The sequence below is a fragment of the Campylobacter pinnipediorum subsp. caledonicus genome, assembly GCF_002022005.1.
Classification (GTDB): domain Bacteria; phylum Campylobacterota; class Campylobacteria; order Campylobacterales; family Campylobacteraceae; genus Campylobacter_A; species Campylobacter_A caledonicus.
The window spans coordinates 849153-867465 of record NZ_CP017258.1; the positions used below are offsets into that span (position 1 = coordinate 849153).

The following is an 18313-nucleotide window of genomic DNA, read 5'->3' on the forward strand; positions in this document are numbered from 1 at the left end:
AGGAATTTAATTGAGAGTTTTATTTATTATATCAACAATGCAAGCCGGTGGAGCTGAAAGGGTTATGAGTATTTTAGCTAGTTATTTTGCTAAATTTCATGATGTCACTTTGCTTAAATTTGATCAAAAAGATTCATTTTATGAACTAGATGAAAAAATAAATATTATAAACTTGCCTTATCCCATGATAAAACAAGGGTTTTTTGTAAATTTAAAAAGAAGAATAAAGAAATTTTTTTATCAAAGAGATGTGCTTAAAAATGGAAATTTTGATGTTGTTATATCATTTATGGATAGCACAAACATAAATGTTATTTTGTCAAATTTATTTATAAATAGACCGCTTTTTATAAGTGAACATTCAAGTTCTGAGTTTTTAAAATCAAAAATTTGGATATTTTTAAGACGAATTTTATATCCTTATGCAAATGGTCTTAGTGTATTAACTAACACTGATTTTAAATATTATGATTTTGTAAAAAATAAAATTATTATGTATAATCCAGTTTTTGATATAAAAAAACATAATATACCAAAAGAGAACATAATACTTTTTGTTGGAAGACTAGTAAAGATAAAAGCTTGTGATGTTTTTTTGAACGCTATTGGACTTATAGATCCACTAAAACTTAAAGGCTATAAGATCTTGATAGTTGGTGACGGGGATCAAAGACAAGTTCTTGAAAAAATGGCAAAAAATATCAATGCTGATATAGAGTTTTTAGGCAATACAAATGATATATCTTTGGTATATGAAAAATCAAAAATTATAGTTTCTAGCTCACAAACAGAAGGGCTTCCAAATGTGCTTATGGAAAGTATCTTTTTTGATTGTGCTAGAATTGGTACCGCCACTAGTGGAGCAAAAGAGCTTATAAGGAATGATTTTGATGGATTTATAGTTCCTGTGAATGATTTTTGCGCACTTAGTGAGAAAATAGAAAAACTTATAGATGATGATGTTTTAAGGGATAAATTTATAAAAAATGCTCATTTAAGAGCTGATGATTTTAAGATAGAAAACATATATCAAAAGTGGATGAAATTTATAAACTCAAATATAAAAAAGATAGATAAATGAATGATAGTAAAGATATAAAAGTTAGCATTATAATACCAACCTTTAACCGTAAAGATTTATTTGAATTAGCATTAAAATCAGCAATAAATCAAGATTATATCAATAAACAAATTGTCATCTCAGATGATAATTCAACAGATGGAACAAAACAATTAGCTTTAAAATATGCCAATGATTTTGACTTTATAAAATATTGCGTAAATGAAAAATATGAAAAAGGGCCAAACGGAAATAAAAATAATGGATTTGATAATGCAAATGGAGATGCTTTTGTTATTTTAGATGATGATGATCTGTTATTGCCCAGCGCAATTTCAAAAATGGTTGGTGTTCTTAAAATGGGTTATGATAGTGTGTGGGCTAATTGTTATTTTGAAATTAATGGTACGAAAACCACTGATTTTTCTGGATTTGGGCTTGATAAAAGCCAAGAAATAAATCCACAAGATTATTATGATGGTAAAATAAATGGTGAGTTTTTGATAATGTTTATGCGTTATTGTATAGGCGATAGAAGATTTGAAAAAGGTCTTTATGGTTCAGAAAATACATTATGGATACACTTGTTTGATTTTAAGGCTTATTATTTAAACGAGGCTGTTAGAATTTATAGATTTCACAGACAAGATAGTGTAACCTTAAACTCCCATCAAAGACCACATTGCGTAATGAAAGGTTATGCGATGACAGCCGAGCTTATTATGCAAAAAACAACTAAAATAGATAAAAGATATATAGCTATCCTTTATAAAATGGCTGGATATTATGCAAAATTTGCTGGCGAATATATAAAAATGTATGTGTATCTTTTTTATAGTTTAAGGTTTAAATTTACAAAAGAGGCTTTTATTATGCTTGTCTTAACACCTTTTCCTAAGAAATTGATATTATTTCTTACTAAAATTCGTGTAAAAATATATAATAAAAAAAATAAAAAATGAAAAAATTAAGCGTTTTTTTGTATTCTATGGGGGCAGGGGGAGCTGAAAGGGTTGTATCAAATTTATTACCTTTTTTGACTCAAAAATATGAAGTTCATCTTTTTTTAATGAGCGATGTAATATCTTACAATGTTTCAAACTTAGTTAAATTTCATTTTTTAGAGCGTTCAAACCCAAATGAAAATAAAATAAAAAAGATGTTTAGACTCATTTTTGCTTTGCCTTTGTTGGCGTTTAAATATAAAAAAATATCTAATAATTTGGGCATAAATAGCCATTTTGTGCTTATGAATAGGCCTTGTTATGTAGCCTTGATTTCTCGTATTTTTGGTCTAAAAGGTAGACTTATAATTAGCGAAAGAAGTTGTCCTAGTGTGATATATAAAAATGGAATAAATGGCTTCTTTAATAGAGCTTTTATTAGATTGCTTTATAACAAAGCTGATTTAATACTTGCAAATGCAAAAGAAAATGCTGATGATTTGATACAAAATTTTAGTTGTGATAAAGACAAAACAAAGGTTTTTTATAACGCTATTGATTTAAAAAGTATACAAAAACTTAAAGATGAGCCTTTAGATAGTGATTTTAAGCCATTTTTTTTAAATATAGGTCGTTTAGATAGCGGTAAAAATCAATCAATGCTTATTAAAATCATTGCAAATTTAAAAGATAAAAGAGCAACACTTGGGATTTTAGGCGATGGATGCATGAAAGATGAGCTTTTATCTTTGATTAAAAAATACAAGGTTGAGGATAGAGTTAAGCTTTTAGGTGTTAATAAGAATCCATTTAAGTATATAAAAAACTCATCTTGTCTTGTTTGTGCTTCTAGATTTGAAGGTTTTTCAAATGTTTTACTTGAAGCACTAGCTTGCGAAAAAACCATAATCTCTACATCTCACAAAAGTGGCGCTAAAGAGCTTTTGGGGGATAATGAATATGGTTTATTGGTTGATGTGGATGATGAAAAAGCAATGCAAGAAGCTATGCAAAATATTTTAGATAATGAAGAACTTAGATATAAATATGAATTAAAGGCTTATAAAAGAGTTAAGAAATTTGATAGTAGTATCATATCTTTAAAACTAATTGAGTTTTTAGAGCAGTAGTTTTGCTGGTTTTTATTAACTTTATAATAAAAATACCATATAATTACCATTTAAATTTGTGATTTTGTGAGGAATATTGTGCAAAAAAAGATTAATTTTTTAAATAACTTAAACACTTCTAAACAACTTTATATTTTTATGCTAATGGCCTTTACTTTTAGTGTGTGCGCTAGGCTTTATTGGGTTTTTTGGGCTAGTGGATATCCTATGTTTTTTTACAACGATACTTTGATGATAAGCACAAACGATGGATATGCTTTTGCCGAGGGTGCTAGGGATATGCTTGCTGGTTTTCATCAAGAAAACGACCTTAGCTATTTTGGTAGCTCTCTTTCTACTTTAACATATTATTTTGTAAAAATAACCGGAATAAAACTTGAAGTTGCTATGCTTTATATGAGTGTGCTTTTTGGTTCACTTATAGTTATACCGATATTGCTTATTTCAAAAGAGTATATGAATTTAAAGCTTGGATTTTTTGCGGCTATTATAGCGAGTATTGCGGATAGCTATTACAATAGAACTATGGCTGGGTATTATGATACTGATATGCTTACTATAGTTTTGCCTGTGTTTGTTATATGGGGGCTTTTGCGTGTTTTAGAAAAAAAAGATAAAAAAGATATCATAATAGCACCTATTTTTATTTTGATATATAATTGGTGGTATCTAAGTGGTTTTAGTTTGCTTATATCTACCATTGGTCTTTTTTTGTTTTATGTTATTTTATTTGATAGAAAAAATATACTCTTTTATTTTCAATTTGGTTTACTTATTTTGTCTATCTCAAATTTTAATTTTTATATCAAATTTATAGCTATATTGCTAGCATATATTTGTTATTTGAAGTATGAAAGCAGGATAAGTATAAAAATATTGGACTTATTTCTTATTGTTTGTATTGTTATTTTTATAGCTTGTGGTGGTTTAAATCCAATATGGTTTCAGTTTAAGTTTTATTTTTTTAGAGATATTAGTGAAATTTCAGATTTGAGTTTTAAATTTTTTAATGTAAATCAGACAATTCAAGAATCAGGAATAGTTGATTTTACAACATTTTTTAATAGAATAAGCGGTCATACAATTACATTTTTTGTTTCGCTTATAGGATTTGTATGGATGTGTTTTAGACATCGTTCTTTTTGTATAACTATTGCTATGTTATTTTTAGGTTTTTTAGCTCTTAAAGGCGGTCTTAGATTTACTATATATGCTGTTCCTATTATGGCTTTGGGTCTTGGATTTTTTGTTGTTAATTTTCTTAAAGTTTTAAAACTAAAATCAATTATTCAATACAATATTTTATATATTGTATTTTTATTTTTTGCTGTTTTTCCAATACAAAATCATATAAAAGAGTATTTGATGACACCTGTTTTTACCCAAAATGAAGTTGAAACATTGGATAAATTAAAAAAAATAGCTTCAAGAGATGATTATGTTTTGGCTTGGTGGGATTATGGTTATCCTATAAGATATTATAGTGATGTTAAAACTTTGATTGATGGCGGAAAACACCTTGGAAAAGATAATTTTGCAGTAAGTTTTGCTCTGTCGCAAGATCAAATAAGTTCTGCAAATATGGCTAGACTTGAAGTTGAATATACTGAAAGAAATTTTAAAGAGCATTTTGGTGTAAATTTAGCTCAAATGATGAGAGATTATAATACAACAAATGCTAATAAATTTTTATTTGATATAGGAGATGATAATTTTAATCCACCAAAAAAGAGCCGTGAAATTTATTATTATTTGCCTGATAGAATGATGTATATTTTCCCCACAATGCTTCATTTTAGCAAACTTGATTTGATGACCGGAAAAGAATTTCCATCAAATCTTTATGAGATTAGCGAAAAGGTTTATGAAGACCCAAGGGGAATTGGTCTTGCTGGAACAAATATAGTTATATCTAGTGGTTTTGATAATCTTTTTGTCGGCGATAATACTTTTGGTATAAATACTTTCATAGAGACAAAAAAAGATGAAAATGATAAATTAGTAGTAAGTGCTATTGAAAATGATAAAAACTCAGAACTTTATGTTATTTTTATGCGTGATTATGCAAGATTTTTGATTTTAGACAGAAGTATGTTTGAAAGCACATTTATTCAACTTTTTGTTCTTGAAAATTACAATAAAGATATATTTGAGCCCGTGATACTAAATAATGATGTAAAAATTTATAGATTAAAAAAATAATGGCAAGAATAGGTTTTTTATCTCACTCGGATATGAGTATATATCATTTTAGAACACCTATAATGCGTGCTTTAAAAAAGATGGGGCATGATGTGTATGCTATATGTCCAAATGGAGAGTTTGTAGTTGAACTCAAAAAAGAATTTGATGTTGTTTTGTATGAGCTTAATAAGGCTAGTTTAAACCCATTTGTAGTTTTATCAAACGCTAATAAATTAGCAAAAATAATAAAACAATTAAATCTTGATTTGATTCAAACTTCGGCTCATAAATCAAATGTTTTTGGAACTTTTGCGGCAAAAAAAGCTGGTGTAAAAAAGATATTAAACTTAGTTGAAGGTCTTGGAAGTTTTTATATAGATAGTGACATAAAAACAAAAATCATTAGATTTATGATAGAAATTTTATACAAAAAATCGTTAAAATTGAGCGATGGTTGTATTTTTGTAAATAAAAGTGACCCGAGGTATTTTTTAAAACAAGGACTTATACAAAAAGATAAAGTTTTTTGTATATTAAGTGTCGGCGTTGATACTTCTAAATTTTATCCAAAACCATGCCGTGATTTTAAACAAAAAAAGATAATTTTGATGGTTGCAAGAGCTATATTACACAAAGGTGTTTGTGAGTATTATCAAGCAAGTGAAATACTAAGTTTGCGTAATGATTGCGAGTTTGTTTATATTGGAGATAATTTTGATGGCAACAAAAGTAGTTTGGATATAGAGTTTTTAAAGAGCTCAAATGTCAAATATTTAGGTGCTAGAAATGATGTTTGTGATATTTTAAAAGATGCTTATATGCTTGTTTTACCAAGTTATAAAGAGGGTTTTCCTAGAACTATTTTAGAAGCTATGTCTTGTGGTGTGGCTGTGGTTGCAAGTGATGTTGATGGATGCAATGAGGCTGTTACTGATGGTTTTAATGGGCTTTTGTGTAAGGTAAAGGACTCAAAAGACTTAGCTAAAAAGATAGAAGTTTTACTTGATGATGAAAAATTAGCCTTGAAATTTGGAGAAAATGGTAGAAAATTAGCTGTGCAAGAATTTGATGAAAATATAATTGCTCAAAAATATATAGAACTTTATAGGAAATTTATTGATGTATAGAAAATTTTTTAAAAGATTTTTTGATTTATTTGGTGCTATTTTTTTAATTATTTTAACTTCTCCTATTATGATTTTAGTTGCTGTTTTGATCAGGATAAAACTTGGTTCACCAATTATTTTTACACAAGAAAGACCAGGTCTAGAGTCAAAAATTTTTAAAATATATAAGTTTAGAACTATGAGTAACAAAAGAGATAAAAATGGAAATTTTTTATCCGATGAGTTGCGTTTGGGTAACTTTGGTAAAAAAATACGTTCTTTAAGCCTAGATGAGCTTCCACAACTTTTTAATGTTTTAAAAGGAGATATGAGTTTTATAGGACCTAGACCTTTGCTTGTTGAATATCTTAACATTTATACACCACATCAGCTTCAAAGACATTGTGTTAGACCTGGTATCACAGGTCTTGCTCAAACTAATGGTAGAAATGCTATAAGTTGGAAAGAAAAGTTCGAATATGATGTAGAATATGTAAAAAGCTTAAGTTTTAAAACAGATATAAAGATAGCTATAGATACAATAAAAGTTGTTTTGAAAAGACAAAATATAAATAAGCAAGGTTTTGACACAACGGAGAAATTTAATGGAAACAACTAAGATGATTTATATTTATGGTGCAGGTGGTCATGGTTTGGTTGTTGCTGATATCGCAAGGTCTGTTGGCTATGATGAGATAATATTTTTAGATGATAATAAAGAAAATAAATTTAACCCAGCATTAAAAAAAGCAGATATTGTAGTTGCTATAGGAAATAATAAGGTAAGAAAAGAGATTATACAAAAGGTTGAAAATGCAGGCTTTAACCTTGTAAGTCTTATTCATCCAAGTTCAATCATAAGCCCTAGTGTAAAGATAGGAAATGGTGTTGTGATTATGCCAAATGTCGTTATAAATGCAAATTCTATTATACAAGATGGAGTTATACTAAACTCATCTTGTGTTGTAGAACATGAGTGCTTTATAAGTAGATATTCTCATATCAGTCCAAATGTCTCGTTGGCTGGAAATGTTAAGGTTGGAGAGCTTACCCATGTTGGTATAGGCACTTGTGTTATAGAATGTGTAAAGATAGGGAAAAATTGTATTATTGGTGCTGGAAGTACTGTTTTAAAAGATGTCAATGACAACTCAAAGGTTTATGGTATTGTTAAGGCATAACTGTAAATTTATATCGATATTTAACCAAAAATAGTTAACTAATATAGCAATATCAAAACACTTAGTTTTTTAATAGCGTATTGTAAGTAATTTTTAAACAAATAAGTTTTTTGTAGATAAGTCCTTAGGTGTGATCGCTAAAACTTTCTTTTAGATTATATGGTTTAGTGTTTTAACGGTGGAATTTATAAAAGAATGATTTTAGAGGCACATTAATTTTTTATATGCCTCTATATATTATGTTAATTCTTATTTTTTGATTTTATATTTTTCATAAAAAATAATAAAAATTGAGCTATCATCATAAGTTTCATGACATATTCACTAGCTTTATGAATACTATCAAACTCAGGATTGTTTAGTGTTGCGATATCTCCTAGTTTTTGAGCCTCAACTATAAAATCAGTAAAATAAAACACAAATGTTAAAGCTAATGCTAGATTTATAATAGAAAGCGTTATTGTTGAAATTTTTACATGTATACACTCTTTTGATTTTATGCTTATTAGTTCAAATAAAACAGCAAAGCCACTTACAAAAAGCAATGTATAGTTATACTTTATAAAAATTTGTGTCATTATTAAACCACTTTGAAAATGTGTTAGCGTTATATCACTTGCGTATCTTTCTGGGAAAAATATAGCAGGTGCTACAAACACCCCGAGTGCAAACTCCACGCCAATGATAAATGCCAATAAAAACATATATATGCTTTTCATTTTTCTCCTTTTAATTTTTAATTGCTATAAATCCACGATCAAATCCGGCTAAATCTTTATAAAATTCAGCCTTATAGTTGTGTTTTTTTAATTCATCTGACATTGATTTTTTTTGATCATAACCCATTTCGCAAGCTACTATTTTTATATTTTTTAAATCAGCTAGTTTTATTATCTCTTTTAGAATTTCATCTCCATATTCTCCTCCAAAAAGAGCATTTTTTGGTTCGTTTAAAACCCAATTATCAAGCTTGTAATCATTTGCTATATACGGAGGGTTTGAGACCAAGATATCAAAATCTTCATTTATGCCATCTAAATATGATGTGTGTATTACTTTTACTCTATCTTGGACTTTGAAATTTTGTATATTTTCTTTTGCATTTTTTATAGCTATTTTATTTATATCTGTTGATATTATTTTAGCATTTGTATTTAATGCCAAAACGGTGCTTATGATTCCGCTTCCAACCCCTATTTCACATATTTTTAGCTCTTTGTTCAGGCTCTTGCTTATATCTATAACCTTTTGAACCAAAATTTCAGTTTCTGGTCTAGGGATTAATACACCTTCGAATACCTTAAAATCAAGCGAATAAAATGATGCTTTGCCTGTTATGTATTCTAATGGTTTCGAGTTTTTAAAATCTTTGATGTTTTTAAAAAATATCTCTTCATCTGGCAATTCTTGGTCTAAATTTATGTATAGCTTTTCAAAGGACATATCCAAGTGGTTTAGCAATAATGTCTTAACTATATTGTAGTTATTTTCAAAATCACTAAGCTCACTTTTACCAAGCTCAATAGCTTTTTTAATTTTCACTTTTTAGTCTTTCTATTCGTTCATAAAGGCTAGGGTGTGAATGATAAAGTGTTGAGTATAGCTGATGTGATTTTGGAAATGCTTTATTTTCACTTCCAAGTTTTTTTAATGCACTAATCATGCTATCTTTATCTTTTATCTTAGAGCCAAACTTGTCTGCATTAAATTCATTTTTTCTGCTTATAAATGCCATGATTGGGTTAAAAAAGAAATTAAAAATAGGCGAAAAAATCATTAAAAATACAATAACTCCACCACTACTAGGCATACCTATATCTTGATATATACTATCTGATATATTTCCAAATATAGCAAAAAGTGCAAAAATCATAATAGAGCTTAAAACTATCATTTTTATAATGTCTTTGTGTTTAAAATGCCCCAGTTCATGTCCTAATACAGCTATTATCTCATCTAAATTTAGCTTTTTTATCAAGGTGTCAAACAATACCACTCTTTTTGTTTTGCCAAGACCACCAAAATATGCATTTAGCCTATTATCTCTTTTGCTAGCATCTAATGTAAAAACACCACTGCTTTTAAAGCCTAAGCTTAAAAGTAGGTCTTGTATTGATGATTTTAATTCTCCATCTTCAAGCGGTGTTACTTTATTAAAAATCGGAGCTATAATGGTTGGATATATTAAATTTATAGTTAGTATGATAGCAAAGCTTAATAAAAATGCCCATAACCACCAAAGTGTGCCTAAATTTTCTATACATATAATTATAAGCCATATAAATGCAGATCCAAATACAAGCATTAAAAGCATTGATTTTATAAGGTCTGTTATAAAAATTTTTGGTGTTACATTTGAAAAACCTTGTTTTTTATCTTTAACAAATTTTTCATATACAGATAGCGGAAGTTCTATGATTGTATTTATCAACAAAAAACTTACAACAAAGATAACATTTTCAAGTATTGAATCTGTTTTAACAGTATTTGCAAATAATATTTTTAACCCAAAACCAAGCCATAAAAGTGATATTGTGACACTAAATATATTTGAAAAAATATCAAATTTCTGATTTTCAATGGCTATTTTTGCAGCATTTTCATATTCTGATTGTTCTAATACCACTGCTTCTTCTTTTGAATGTTTTTTTATGAAGTTTATTTGAAGTAGTGATATATAAGTTTTTGCACAGACATATGCTATTAAAATAATACTTAATGTGCTAAACATATTTTTTAATCCTTTTTATTTTATAAAGTTATCGTAAAAACTACTAATGAAAACTACTAATATTATTATAGGAATTATAAATTTCACATATACAAACCAAAAGTCTATAACTTTTTTGTATTTTTCACTTCCTTTTAAAATCTCTTTTTTTGCTTCATCTTTTAAAACCCAACCAACAAATATAGCACATCCAAGAGAGGTTAGTATAAAAAATATTGTAGCACTTATAGCATCATAAGCATCAAAGATATTTTTTCCAAAAATTGTTATATCGCTTAAAATATTTGTAGCTAGCAAACTAGGTATATTTCCTAAGACAAAAATAACGCTTAAAACAATCAATATAGCTTTTTGTCTTTTTATTGATAGTTTTTCTTGAACTGTTGTGATAATAACCTCGTATATTGGCAAAGATGTTGTTAGTGCGGCTATCATTAGTAGTGTGAAAAATCCAACAGCAAAAACCTCTCCACCCCACATATGAGAAAATACTATTGGAAGACTTTTAAAGACTAGACTAGGGCCACTGTTTGGCTCTATGCCAAATGTAAAAAGAGATGGAAAAATCATAAATCCAGCCAAAATAGCTATGCCGGTATTTAAAAAGCCAGTTATGACAGATATTTTTACTAAATTTTCATCTTTTTTAACAAAACTTGATAGTGTTATCATCACTCCAAATCCAAGTGATAATGCAAAAAATACTTGCCCTAAAACATCAACAAATAACTTTGCATTTATCTTTGAAAAATCAGGTGTAAGATAAAACTTAATTCCTTCTAATGCACCATCTAGTGTTATATTTCTTATTACCATAGTTATCATAAGTAAAAAAAGTATTGGCATTAGGTATTTTGCTGAACGCTCTATGCCATCAACAGCCCCTTTTATAAGGATTATATAGTTTATAATAACAAATATCAAAGTTGCTATTGCTATATGCAAAGGAGATGAGTTTATGTTTTCATTATAAAATTTACTTGTTACTTCAAGTGTTATATTTGATGATAGGTCTAAAATTCCGGTTGCTATTTTGGCTATATAGTTTAAAACCCAACCGCCTATAACCATATAATATGCCATTATTCCAAATGCTCCCATAAGACCCATATATCCTATAGTTTTCCAAAATTTATTGATTTTTTTATGTCCCCCAAAGGCATCTATGGCATTTATCTTAAGTCTTCTTCCTATGGCATTTTCAACAAGTATCATAGGTATGCCTATAACTATCATCGCAATACAAAATATCAAGACATAAGCTCCCCCACCGTTTTGACCAACAAGGTATGGAAAACGCCAAGTAGCGCCAAAGCCAACTGTTGCTCCAGCAACAGCTAAAATATATGTAAGTTGTGAACTCCAGTTTTTTCTTTCTTTCAAAATAAACCTTTAGAAAAATTTAAAGCATTTATTTTACCTAAAAAATGCTTATATATAAAAAAAGTATAATTTTATGGACTTAAATTTAAAATTTATATAATAATTTATAGTAAAAATTATCTGTTTTTTAAAAAATCAATAAGTATTTTTTGCTTTATTTTTTGTATTTCTTGCGCGATTTCTTCTTTTTCAAAACCGTTTTTTATAATTGTATCTACATCAATTTTTATATCAAATTTATTATCAAAAAAGCCAAGCTTTTTAGCTTGTTTTATCCTTTGTGGTGTATATAAACCAAGCCATTTATTTAGTGGTTGATCTGTTGCTATTTTGAGCATTTGAATATCTTTTATCTTTTTATGAAAATACTTTTGTTTTTGAAGATTTGCAAATTTTTTTGATAAGTTTAGGTTTGATAGTAAGACTTTGGTATCTAAATTAAAATACCCGCACAAAAGATATATAAAAAATTGTTCATCTTTTATAAATTTGCGACCCTGTTTTAATTTACGACTAAAGCTTATAAACTCGTTATTTTTTATGCTTAAATTAAAAATTTCTTTTAAAAGATTTAATTCATAAAGATAATAAAATCCTATATGCAAAAACTCGGCTTTGAAAAATTTCATAAGTTCAGCTGTTATTCTGTCTTTGCTTAGATTTTTTATGCTTATAGTTTTCATTAGATTTAGTGTGTCTCCATCTATCCTAAAGCCAAATCTTGCGCTAAATTGTATTGCTCGAAGCACTCTTAATGGGTCTTCACAAAATTTATCATTATCTATGTGTTTCAAAACTCTTTTTTTTATATCGTTTATGCCATTGTTGTGATCAATTATATCTCCATTGAATATATTTATCATTATTGAGTTTATGGTAAAATCTCGTCTTATTGAAGCTTGTTTTGTGTCATTGCAATAAAAAACATCAAAGTCGGTATGTTTTAATCCAGTTTTGTTTTCTGTTCTTGGAAGACCTAGGTCAAATTCTTTGTATTTGTATATAAAGTAGCTTTTTCCGACACCTTTGGCGCCTATTTTTTGCATAATTTTTTCAAATTTTTCAGGCAAAATATCATAAACTTCTATATCAAAATCACTGCTTTTAATTCCTAAAAAACCATCCCTCACACATCCACCTACTAGGTAGGCTCTTTTTGTGTAAGGTGATAGTATATCTTTTATCTCTTTTAATTGTTTATTTTGTAATATTTTGAAGTCTATTTTCAACATTTGCAAGTGTAAATTCAAGAAATTTTAGTGTCAGTTCCAGTCTATTTTCTAAGTTTTGTTGAGAGGTTTCGTTTAGACCCTCAAATAAAACTTCTATTCGCTCTTTTAGATTGTTTAAAAATATCTCTTCACTTGGTAGTATTTTTTCTATTTCTTCCTCTATATCCGATTTTTCAATAACTTCTTCTTTTGTAGGCGTTGTTTGTATCTCTTCTGTTGTTTTTATCTGAAAAACAGGTTTTTTTTCTTCTAATGCTTGTATATTTTCAAGTTCAGCATTTACCTCATCTATTGCCATTTTTGCTATATCATCAAGTTTCATAATTTTATAAGCCACCTTTTAAATTCATTTATTTCCTCAGGGGTACTCATATCAACAAAAAAATCTTTCATTTGTTCATTTTTTATCTTTATACTTCTTCTTATACCGCTAAGTCTTCTTACTGCACTTATTGCTTCTTTATTATTTGGATCTGCTTTTAGTATATTTTTATATACTTCTAAAGCATCATCTTTAAGACCTTGTGATTCATATATTAATGCTTTTGTAATTGTATTTAACATCAAATAAGTCCTGCTACAATACTTCCTATTTCATCTGTTGTGCAAATTTCTTTCGCATCAAAAGCCGAAATATCTTTTGTTCTATATCCTTGTGATAAAGCCTTTTTTACAGCTTCATCTATAGCCAAAGAGGCTTCTTTTTCATTTAAAGCATATCTTAACATCATTGAAGCGCTTAAAATAGTAGCTATTGGGTTTGCTATACCTTGACCAGCTATATCAGGTACAGACCCATGCATAGGTTCATAAATTCCAACCTTGCTCCCTATACTGGCACTAGGTAAAAGCCCCATAGATCCACACATCATACTTGCCTCATTGCTTAAAATATCTCCAAAAAGATTTTCTGTTAAAATTACATCAAACTGCTTTGGATTTTTAATAAGTTGCATAGTTGCATCATCTATATACATAAAACTAAGTTCTATCTCCGGATAGTCTTTTGAAACTTCAGACACAACCTCTCTCCAAAGTTTTGATGTTTCAAGGATATTTGCCTTATCTACCATGCAAACTTTTTTATTTCTTTTTACAGCAGCTTCAAATGCAACTTTTGAAATTCTTTGTATTTCTGCTTTGGAATATACCATTGTATTAAATGCGCTATCTTCTTTTTTCTCTCTCGGTTGTCCAAAATATATACCACCAGTCAATTCACGAACAACTAAGATATCAACACCTTTTATAACATCAGCTTTTAGGGTGCTTTTTTCTATAAGCTCATCAAAGATAATAGCAGGTCTTAAATTTGCAAAAGTTTCAAGACTTTTTCTGAGTTTTAGAAGTCCGCTTTCAGGATGTTTATCTTTAGGAAGATTGTCCCATTTTTCACCACCAATAGCGCCAAACAAAACAGCATCGGCACTTAATGCGCTATTTATAGTTTCATCTGGTAATGGCTCTCCAAAAACTTCATAAGCACATCCGCCCATAAGTTTGTGATCATATTCTAATTCAAATCCAAATTTTACAGAAGCAACATCTAAAACCTTTATAGCCTCATCAACTATCTCAGGCCCTATGCCATCACCTTTTATAACACAAATTTTATATTTTTTCATATATGTTACCCTTATTTTATACTACAAAAAAACTTTTTACTAAACTTTTGTATAAACTTAAGCTCATCTTATCTTTGTTAATCCAACTGTTGGTATCTATTTGCAAAAAACAACTTTTGTTTTAATTGTTAATAAATTTATATTAAGGCTAATGTTTTTGAATTTCCAAACTTTACCAGTCATAATTTACAACCTTAAATTATTTATTATATTTTATCAAAACTAAAATTTTAAATCAATTTTGTTTAAAAAAATTATCAACAGCTTGACATATTGTATGTATCACAAAAATATGCATCTCTTGAATTCTTGGAGTATCTGATGAAGGAGCTATGAAATTTATATCACATATATTATTCATTTTACCACCATCTTTACCACTTAAGCCTATTGTTTTAGCGCCAATCTCTTTGGCTTTTAAAAAAGCATTGATTACATTAGTGCTATTTCCACTTGTTGAAATTCCAATCAAAACGTCATCTTTGTTTGCTAGCCCTTCAACTTGACGAGAAAAAACGATATCATATCCATAGTCGTTTCCTATCGCTGTTAAAGCAGAGGTATCTGTCGTGATAGCAATAGCTGGTAGTGCCTTTCTTTCTGTTTTATATCTTCCGATTAGTTCAGCTGCAAAGTGTTGCGCATCAGCTGCACTACCACCATTTCCACATATTAAAATTTTATTTCCATTGCTTAACGCTTGTGTTATTGTTTTTGATATTTTTTCTATATCATCTGTCAAATTTTGCATTCTTTTTGCAACATCTATATGTGATTGCAACTCATTTTTTATCATATCTTGCATTATTTTTTTATCCTATTTATTATATTTGTTGTGCTTTTATTTGGCACAAACTCAACCAATCTTACATCTTTGACTATATCGCTACCAACTACATCTTTATCTTTATAATCAGCACCTTTTACAAGTATGTCTGGTTTTAGTTTTTTTATAAGTTCATAAGGTGTGTCTTCATCAAAGATAATAACATAATCAACAAAACCAAGCGAGCTTAGCATGCTGGCTCTATCATCTTGATTGTTTATAGGGCGAGTTTGCCCTTTTAGTCTTTTTACTGAATCATCGGAGTTTAGGCCAACTACTAAAATATCTCCAAAATCTCTAGCTTTTGATAGGTATTTTGTATGCCCAACATGTAAAATATCAAAGCAACCATTTGTAAAAACAAGTTTCTTATTGCCTTTTTTTGACAAAATTACAAGTGCTTCATCAATGCTTTTTATCTTATGCTCAAAATCAGCATTAGCTCTACTTCTTAAAAGCTCTTCCATCTCACTAAAAGTAGCTGTCGCGCTTCCTATCTTTCCTACTACAACAGCAGCTGCCAAGTTTGCTGTTTTTATAGCATCTTTTATATCGTAATTGCTTGCAAGCATAAATCCAAGTGTGGCAAGTACTGTATCGCCAGCACCGGTAACATCAAACACCTCTTTACTCTCGGCTTCAAATATTTCTAAGTCTTCATTAAAAAGTGCTATGCCTTCTTCTGATAGTGTTATGATTGAATATCTTAGTGAAATTTCATCTTTAAGTTTTTTTATAGCTTTTATTAGGCTATCTTTGTCTTTTATATTTATATTTGTTGCTTGAGAAGCCTCTTTTTTGTTTGGCGTTAGAAGTGTTGCATTTTTGTATTTTGTATAGTCATCTCCTTTTGGATCAATTAATACATATTTATTATGCTTATTGCACTCTTTTATTATACTTTGACATACATTATCTGTTAAAACACCTTTTGCATAATCACTAAGCAATACAAGATCAAAATTGCCAAGATTTTTTGTTACCATAGAGACAAAATCATCTTGCATATTTATATCGCCGATACTCTCTTTATCTATTCTAACAACTTGTTGATGAGATGCCATAACTCTACTTTTTATAGAGCTTTCACGACCTTTTTCTTTTATAATAAGGCTTGTATCGGCACCAACTTGTCTTAAAATTTCTATTATTTTTTCTCCTGTACTGTCTTCTCCAATAACACTTGCTACATTTACTTTTGCTCCAAGAGATATTAGATTTTCTACAACATTTCCAGCACCACCAAGCTTATATGTTTCGTTTGTTGTTTTTACAACTTGAACCGGTGCTTCTGGAGAAATTCTATCACACTGACCCCATATATAATGATCAAGCATCAAATCACCAACTACTAAAATTTTAACATCTTTATGCATTGATTTCTTCTTTATGTATTCTTATTATTTCTGGTAGATAGTCTTTAATTCCGTCTTCTAAGCTCCATTCGCTTTTGTATCCAAGCTCTTTCTCGCTAGACTCAATATCAGCTTGTGTATGAAACTGATATGAGCCTAAAAATGGATTTTTTATATAGGTATTTCCTAGATTCGTGCCAAGTTCTTTTTGCAATATATCTGCTATATCTTGAAAGCTTCTTGCTATTCCAGTTGCTGCATTGTATGTGCCACTTTTTGCATTTATGGCTTTTATATTTGCTCCAATTATATCTTTTATGTATACAAAATCACGCCTTATTTTATCACTATTTTCAAAAAGGCAAGGTGCTTTTCCTGAGAGTATTTGAAGCCCAAATTGCAAAACCATGGATGCTGTTTTGTTTTTAAAAAACTCGCCTTTTCCATAAACGTTAAAATATCTAAGACCAACTATTTGCAATCCCTTTTTTAGATATATTTTGCTTATATTGTCCATACTTAGTTTTGAAAAACCATAAGCATTGTTGGGGCTTTCGCACTCTCCGACTTTTTGAGGACTTTTTGCGTTTCCGTATGTTGCAGCAGAGCTTGCATATATCATTTTTGAGTTTATATCTTTGCAAATATCAAGCAAATCAACAAAAGCATTTACATTTGTTCTTATTATCTCATCTTGTTCTTTTACTGTTGTGTCTGAAATAGCAGCTTCATGATAGATTATATCTGGTTTGAATTTTTTTATTTTTTCAAGAGTTTTTTTGCTGTTTATATCGCCTTCAAAAACCTCTCCTTTAAACCCCATTAAGTTCTTATAGTGTCCAAAACTCTTTAAATTTCCATTGCTAAATGTTTCGTTGTTTCTAAATTTATCAACAACTAAAACCTCTGTATCTTTAAAATTTTCATCAAAATAATGTGCTAAAGCCGAGCCTATAAATCCAGCCCCGCCAGTAATTACTATTTTTTTATTATCTAAGTTCATAAATTTTCCTTATCTTTTAAAAAATCAAAAACATCTTTTGCGTTTTTAAAATTTATATTGTCTATTAAAAAATTAAGCCCAACACCAGCATTTTTACCAGCCAAAATATCACTTTTTTTATCTCCTATCATTATAGAATCTTTTAATGATATATTAAATTCACTAGATGCATCTAGTATCATTTTAGGGCTTGGTTTTCTGCAATCACACATTTGTTCAGGAGAATGTGGACAAAAAAACACTTTTTGTATGCAAATTCCTTCATTTTTGAGCTTTTTAATCATAAAATTTGTGATGTTTTCAAAATCCTGTAATGTATAATAGCCTCTTTGTATTCCTGATTGATTTGTTATTATTATCAGTTTATATCCAAATGATATAAAACCCTTTAATGCTTCAAAAATACCATCACAAAATACAAAATTTTCAGGCTTATATACATATCCAAAATCTACATTTATAACGCCATCTCTATCTAAAAATATTGCTTTATTTTTATTCATAATCAAAATTATACCAAAAAATTATATTTACTTTTATGTTATACAATAAA

Annotated in this window: 18 protein-coding genes and 1 pseudogene; 7 read left to right on the plus strand and 12 right to left on the minus strand. The window is 28.7% G+C overall.

Annotated features, from left to right (window positions below; all coding sequences use genetic code 11):
• Positions 1 to 10 precede the first annotated feature (10 nt).
• The 7 genes from CPIN18021_RS04295 to pglD all read left to right on the plus strand — a co-directional run bounded on the left by CPIN18021_RS04295 (position 11) and on the right by pglD (position 7605).
• Positions 11 to 1081: a glycosyltransferase gene (locus tag CPIN18021_RS04295; protein ID WP_078423301.1), complete on the plus strand. Its 1071-nt coding sequence runs from the start codon at positions 11 to 13 to the stop codon at positions 1079 to 1081.
• Positions 1078 to 2022 carry a glycosyltransferase family 2 protein gene (locus tag CPIN18021_RS04300; protein WP_078424497.1) on the plus strand — a complete coding sequence of 315 codons (945 nt, stop codon included), beginning with the start codon at positions 1078 to 1080 and terminating at the stop codon, positions 2020 to 2022. Before CPIN18021_RS04295 ends, CPIN18021_RS04300 begins: the two co-directional genes overlap by 4 nt.
• Positions 2019 to 3134 carry an N-acetylgalactosamine-N,N'-diacetylbacillosaminyl-diphospho-undecaprenol 4-alpha-N-acetylgalactosaminyltransferase gene (pglJ, locus tag CPIN18021_RS04305; RefSeq protein WP_078424498.1) on the plus strand — a complete coding sequence of 372 codons (1116 nt, stop codon included), beginning with the start codon at positions 2019 to 2021 and terminating at the stop codon, positions 3132 to 3134. The genes CPIN18021_RS04300 and pglJ overlap by 4 nt, the downstream gene beginning before the upstream one ends.
• A 78-nt stretch (positions 3135 to 3212) precedes the next feature.
• The gene (locus CPIN18021_RS04310) at positions 3213 to 5336 is read left to right on the plus strand and encodes an STT3 domain-containing protein (protein WP_226995997.1); all 2124 of its coding nucleotides are present in this window, start codon (positions 3213 to 3215) and stop codon (positions 5334 to 5336) included.
• Positions 5336 to 6445 (plus strand): N,N'-diacetylbacillosaminyl-diphospho-undecaprenol alpha-1,3-N-acetylgalactosaminyltransferase, encoded by a 1110-nt coding sequence (gene pglA / locus CPIN18021_RS04315; protein WP_078424499.1) that lies wholly within the window; start codon positions 5336 to 5338, stop codon positions 6443 to 6445. The genes CPIN18021_RS04310 and pglA overlap by 1 nt, the downstream gene beginning before the upstream one ends.
• On the plus strand, positions 6438 to 7043 hold the full coding sequence (locus CPIN18021_RS04320; RefSeq protein ID WP_078423305.1) for a sugar transferase: 606 nt from the start codon (positions 6438 to 6440) through the stop codon (positions 7041 to 7043). Before pglA ends, CPIN18021_RS04320 begins: the two co-directional genes overlap by 8 nt.
• Before the next feature lies 1 nt (position 7044).
• The gene (gene pglD, locus CPIN18021_RS04325; RefSeq protein ID WP_418225636.1) at positions 7045 to 7605 is read left to right on the plus strand and encodes a UDP-N-acetylbacillosamine N-acetyltransferase; all 561 of its coding nucleotides are present in this window, start codon (positions 7045 to 7047) and stop codon (positions 7603 to 7605) included.
• Between the two features lie 242 nt (positions 7606 to 7847).
• Here pglD and CPIN18021_RS04330 read toward each other — a convergent pair whose 3' ends face one another.
• The 12 genes and pseudogenes from CPIN18021_RS04330 to gmhB all read right to left on the minus strand — a co-directional run bounded on the left by CPIN18021_RS04330 (position 7848) and on the right by gmhB (position 18263).
• On the minus strand, positions 7848 to 8324 hold the full coding sequence (locus CPIN18021_RS04330) for a DUF4149 domain-containing protein (RefSeq protein ID WP_078423307.1): 477 nt from the start codon (positions 8322 to 8324) through the stop codon (positions 7848 to 7850).
• Positions 8325 to 8334: 10 nt separating this feature from the next.
• A complete protein-coding gene (locus CPIN18021_RS04335; protein ID WP_078424500.1) occupies positions 8335 to 9147 on the minus strand; it encodes a HemK/PrmC family methyltransferase in 813 nt (270 codons plus the stop codon).
• Positions 9137 to 10336, minus strand: coding sequence for a M48 family metallopeptidase (locus CPIN18021_RS04340; RefSeq protein WP_078424501.1), 1200 nt, complete (start codon positions 10334 to 10336; stop codon positions 9137 to 9139). Before CPIN18021_RS04340 ends, CPIN18021_RS04335 begins: the two co-directional genes overlap by 11 nt.
• Before the next feature lie 15 nt (positions 10337 to 10351).
• Positions 10352 to 11719 (minus strand): sodium-dependent transporter, encoded by a 1368-nt coding sequence (locus CPIN18021_RS04345; protein WP_078423310.1) that lies wholly within the window; start codon positions 11717 to 11719, stop codon positions 10352 to 10354.
• Positions 11720 to 11835: 116 nt separating this feature from the next.
• A complete protein-coding gene (locus CPIN18021_RS04350) occupies positions 11836 to 12951 on the minus strand; it encodes a tRNA nucleotidyltransferase/poly(A) polymerase-related protein (RefSeq protein WP_078424502.1) in 1116 nt (371 codons plus the stop codon).
• A pseudogene (locus CPIN18021_RS09195) lies at positions 12917 to 13081 on the minus strand (CiaD-like domain-containing protein); the annotation flags it as partial. The pseudogene CPIN18021_RS09195 and the gene CPIN18021_RS04350, both read right to left, overlap by 35 nt.
• Before the next feature lie 188 nt (positions 13082 to 13269).
• Entirely contained in the window at positions 13270 to 13515 is a 246-nt protein-coding gene (locus CPIN18021_RS04360) for a tetratricopeptide repeat protein (RefSeq protein WP_069632143.1), read from the minus strand.
• Positions 13515 to 14576 carry a 3-isopropylmalate dehydrogenase gene (leuB, locus tag CPIN18021_RS04365; RefSeq protein WP_078424503.1) on the minus strand — a complete coding sequence of 354 codons (1062 nt, stop codon included), beginning with the start codon at positions 14574 to 14576 and terminating at the stop codon, positions 13515 to 13517. Before leuB ends, CPIN18021_RS04360 begins: the two co-directional genes overlap by 1 nt.
• Before the next feature lie 235 nt (positions 14577 to 14811).
• On the minus strand, positions 14812 to 15381 hold the full coding sequence (gene gmhA / locus CPIN18021_RS04370) for a D-sedoheptulose 7-phosphate isomerase (protein ID WP_078424504.1): 570 nt from the start codon (positions 15379 to 15381) through the stop codon (positions 14812 to 14814).
• Complete coding sequence (gene rfaE1 / locus CPIN18021_RS04375) at positions 15381 to 16778, minus strand: D-glycero-beta-D-manno-heptose-7-phosphate kinase (protein ID WP_078423315.1); 1398 nt, start codon at positions 16776 to 16778, stop codon at positions 15381 to 15383. Before rfaE1 ends, gmhA begins: the two co-directional genes overlap by 1 nt.
• A complete protein-coding gene (rfaD, locus tag CPIN18021_RS04380) occupies positions 16771 to 17760 on the minus strand; it encodes an ADP-glyceromanno-heptose 6-epimerase (RefSeq protein ID WP_078423316.1) in 990 nt (329 codons plus the stop codon). The genes rfaE1 and rfaD overlap by 8 nt, the downstream gene beginning before the upstream one ends.
• Positions 17757 to 18263 (minus strand): D-glycero-beta-D-manno-heptose 1,7-bisphosphate 7-phosphatase, encoded by a 507-nt coding sequence (gene gmhB / locus CPIN18021_RS04385; RefSeq protein ID WP_069636851.1) that lies wholly within the window; start codon positions 18261 to 18263, stop codon positions 17757 to 17759. The genes rfaD and gmhB overlap by 4 nt, the downstream gene beginning before the upstream one ends.
• Between the last annotated feature and the right edge of the window lie 50 nt (positions 18264 to 18313).

Bases quoted from the DNA above. Each gene is read 5' to 3' on its own strand.
- CPIN18021_RS04300 (WP_078424497.1), top strand. From the start codon at position 1,078: ATGAATGATAGTAAAGATATAAAAGTTAGCATTATAATACCAACCTTT.
- pglJ (WP_078424498.1), top strand. From the start codon at position 2,019: ATGAAAAAATTAAGCGTTTTTTTGTATTCTATGGGGGCAGGGGGAGCT.
- pglA (WP_078424499.1), top strand. From the start codon at position 5,336: ATGGCAAGAATAGGTTTTTTATCTCACTCGGATATGAGTATATATCAT.
- CPIN18021_RS04320 (WP_078423305.1), top strand. From the start codon at position 6,438: ATGTATAGAAAATTTTTTAAAAGATTTTTTGATTTATTTGGTGCTATT.
- pglD (WP_418225636.1), top strand. From the start codon at position 7,045: ATGATTTATATTTATGGTGCAGGTGGTCATGGTTTGGTTGTTGCTGAT.
- CPIN18021_RS04330 (WP_078423307.1), bottom strand. From the start codon at position 8,324: ATGAAAAGCATATATATGTTTTTATTGGCATTTATCATTGGCGTGGAG.
- CPIN18021_RS04340 (WP_078424501.1), bottom strand. From the start codon at position 10,336: ATGTTTAGCACATTAAGTATTATTTTAATAGCATATGTCTGTGCAAAA.
- CPIN18021_RS04350 (WP_078424502.1), bottom strand. From the start codon at position 12,951: ATGTTGAAAATAGACTTCAAAATATTACAAAATAAACAATTAAAAGAG.
- CPIN18021_RS04360 (WP_069632143.1), bottom strand. From the start codon at position 13,515: ATGTTAAATACAATTACAAAAGCATTAATATATGAATCACAAGGTCTT.
- leuB (WP_078424503.1), bottom strand. From the start codon at position 14,576: ATGAAAAAATATAAAATTTGTGTTATAAAAGGTGATGGCATAGGGCCT.
- gmhA (WP_078424504.1), bottom strand. From the start codon at position 15,381: ATGCAAGATATGATAAAAAATGAGTTGCAATCACATATAGATGTTGCA.
- rfaE1 (WP_078423315.1), bottom strand. From the start codon at position 16,778: ATGCATAAAGATGTTAAAATTTTAGTAGTTGGTGATTTGATGCTTGAT.
- rfaD (WP_078423316.1), bottom strand. From the start codon at position 17,760: ATGAACTTAGATAATAAAAAAATAGTAATTACTGGCGGGGCTGGATTT.
- gmhB (WP_069636851.1), bottom strand. From the start codon at position 18,263: ATGAATAAAAATAAAGCAATATTTTTAGATAGAGATGGCGTTATAAAT.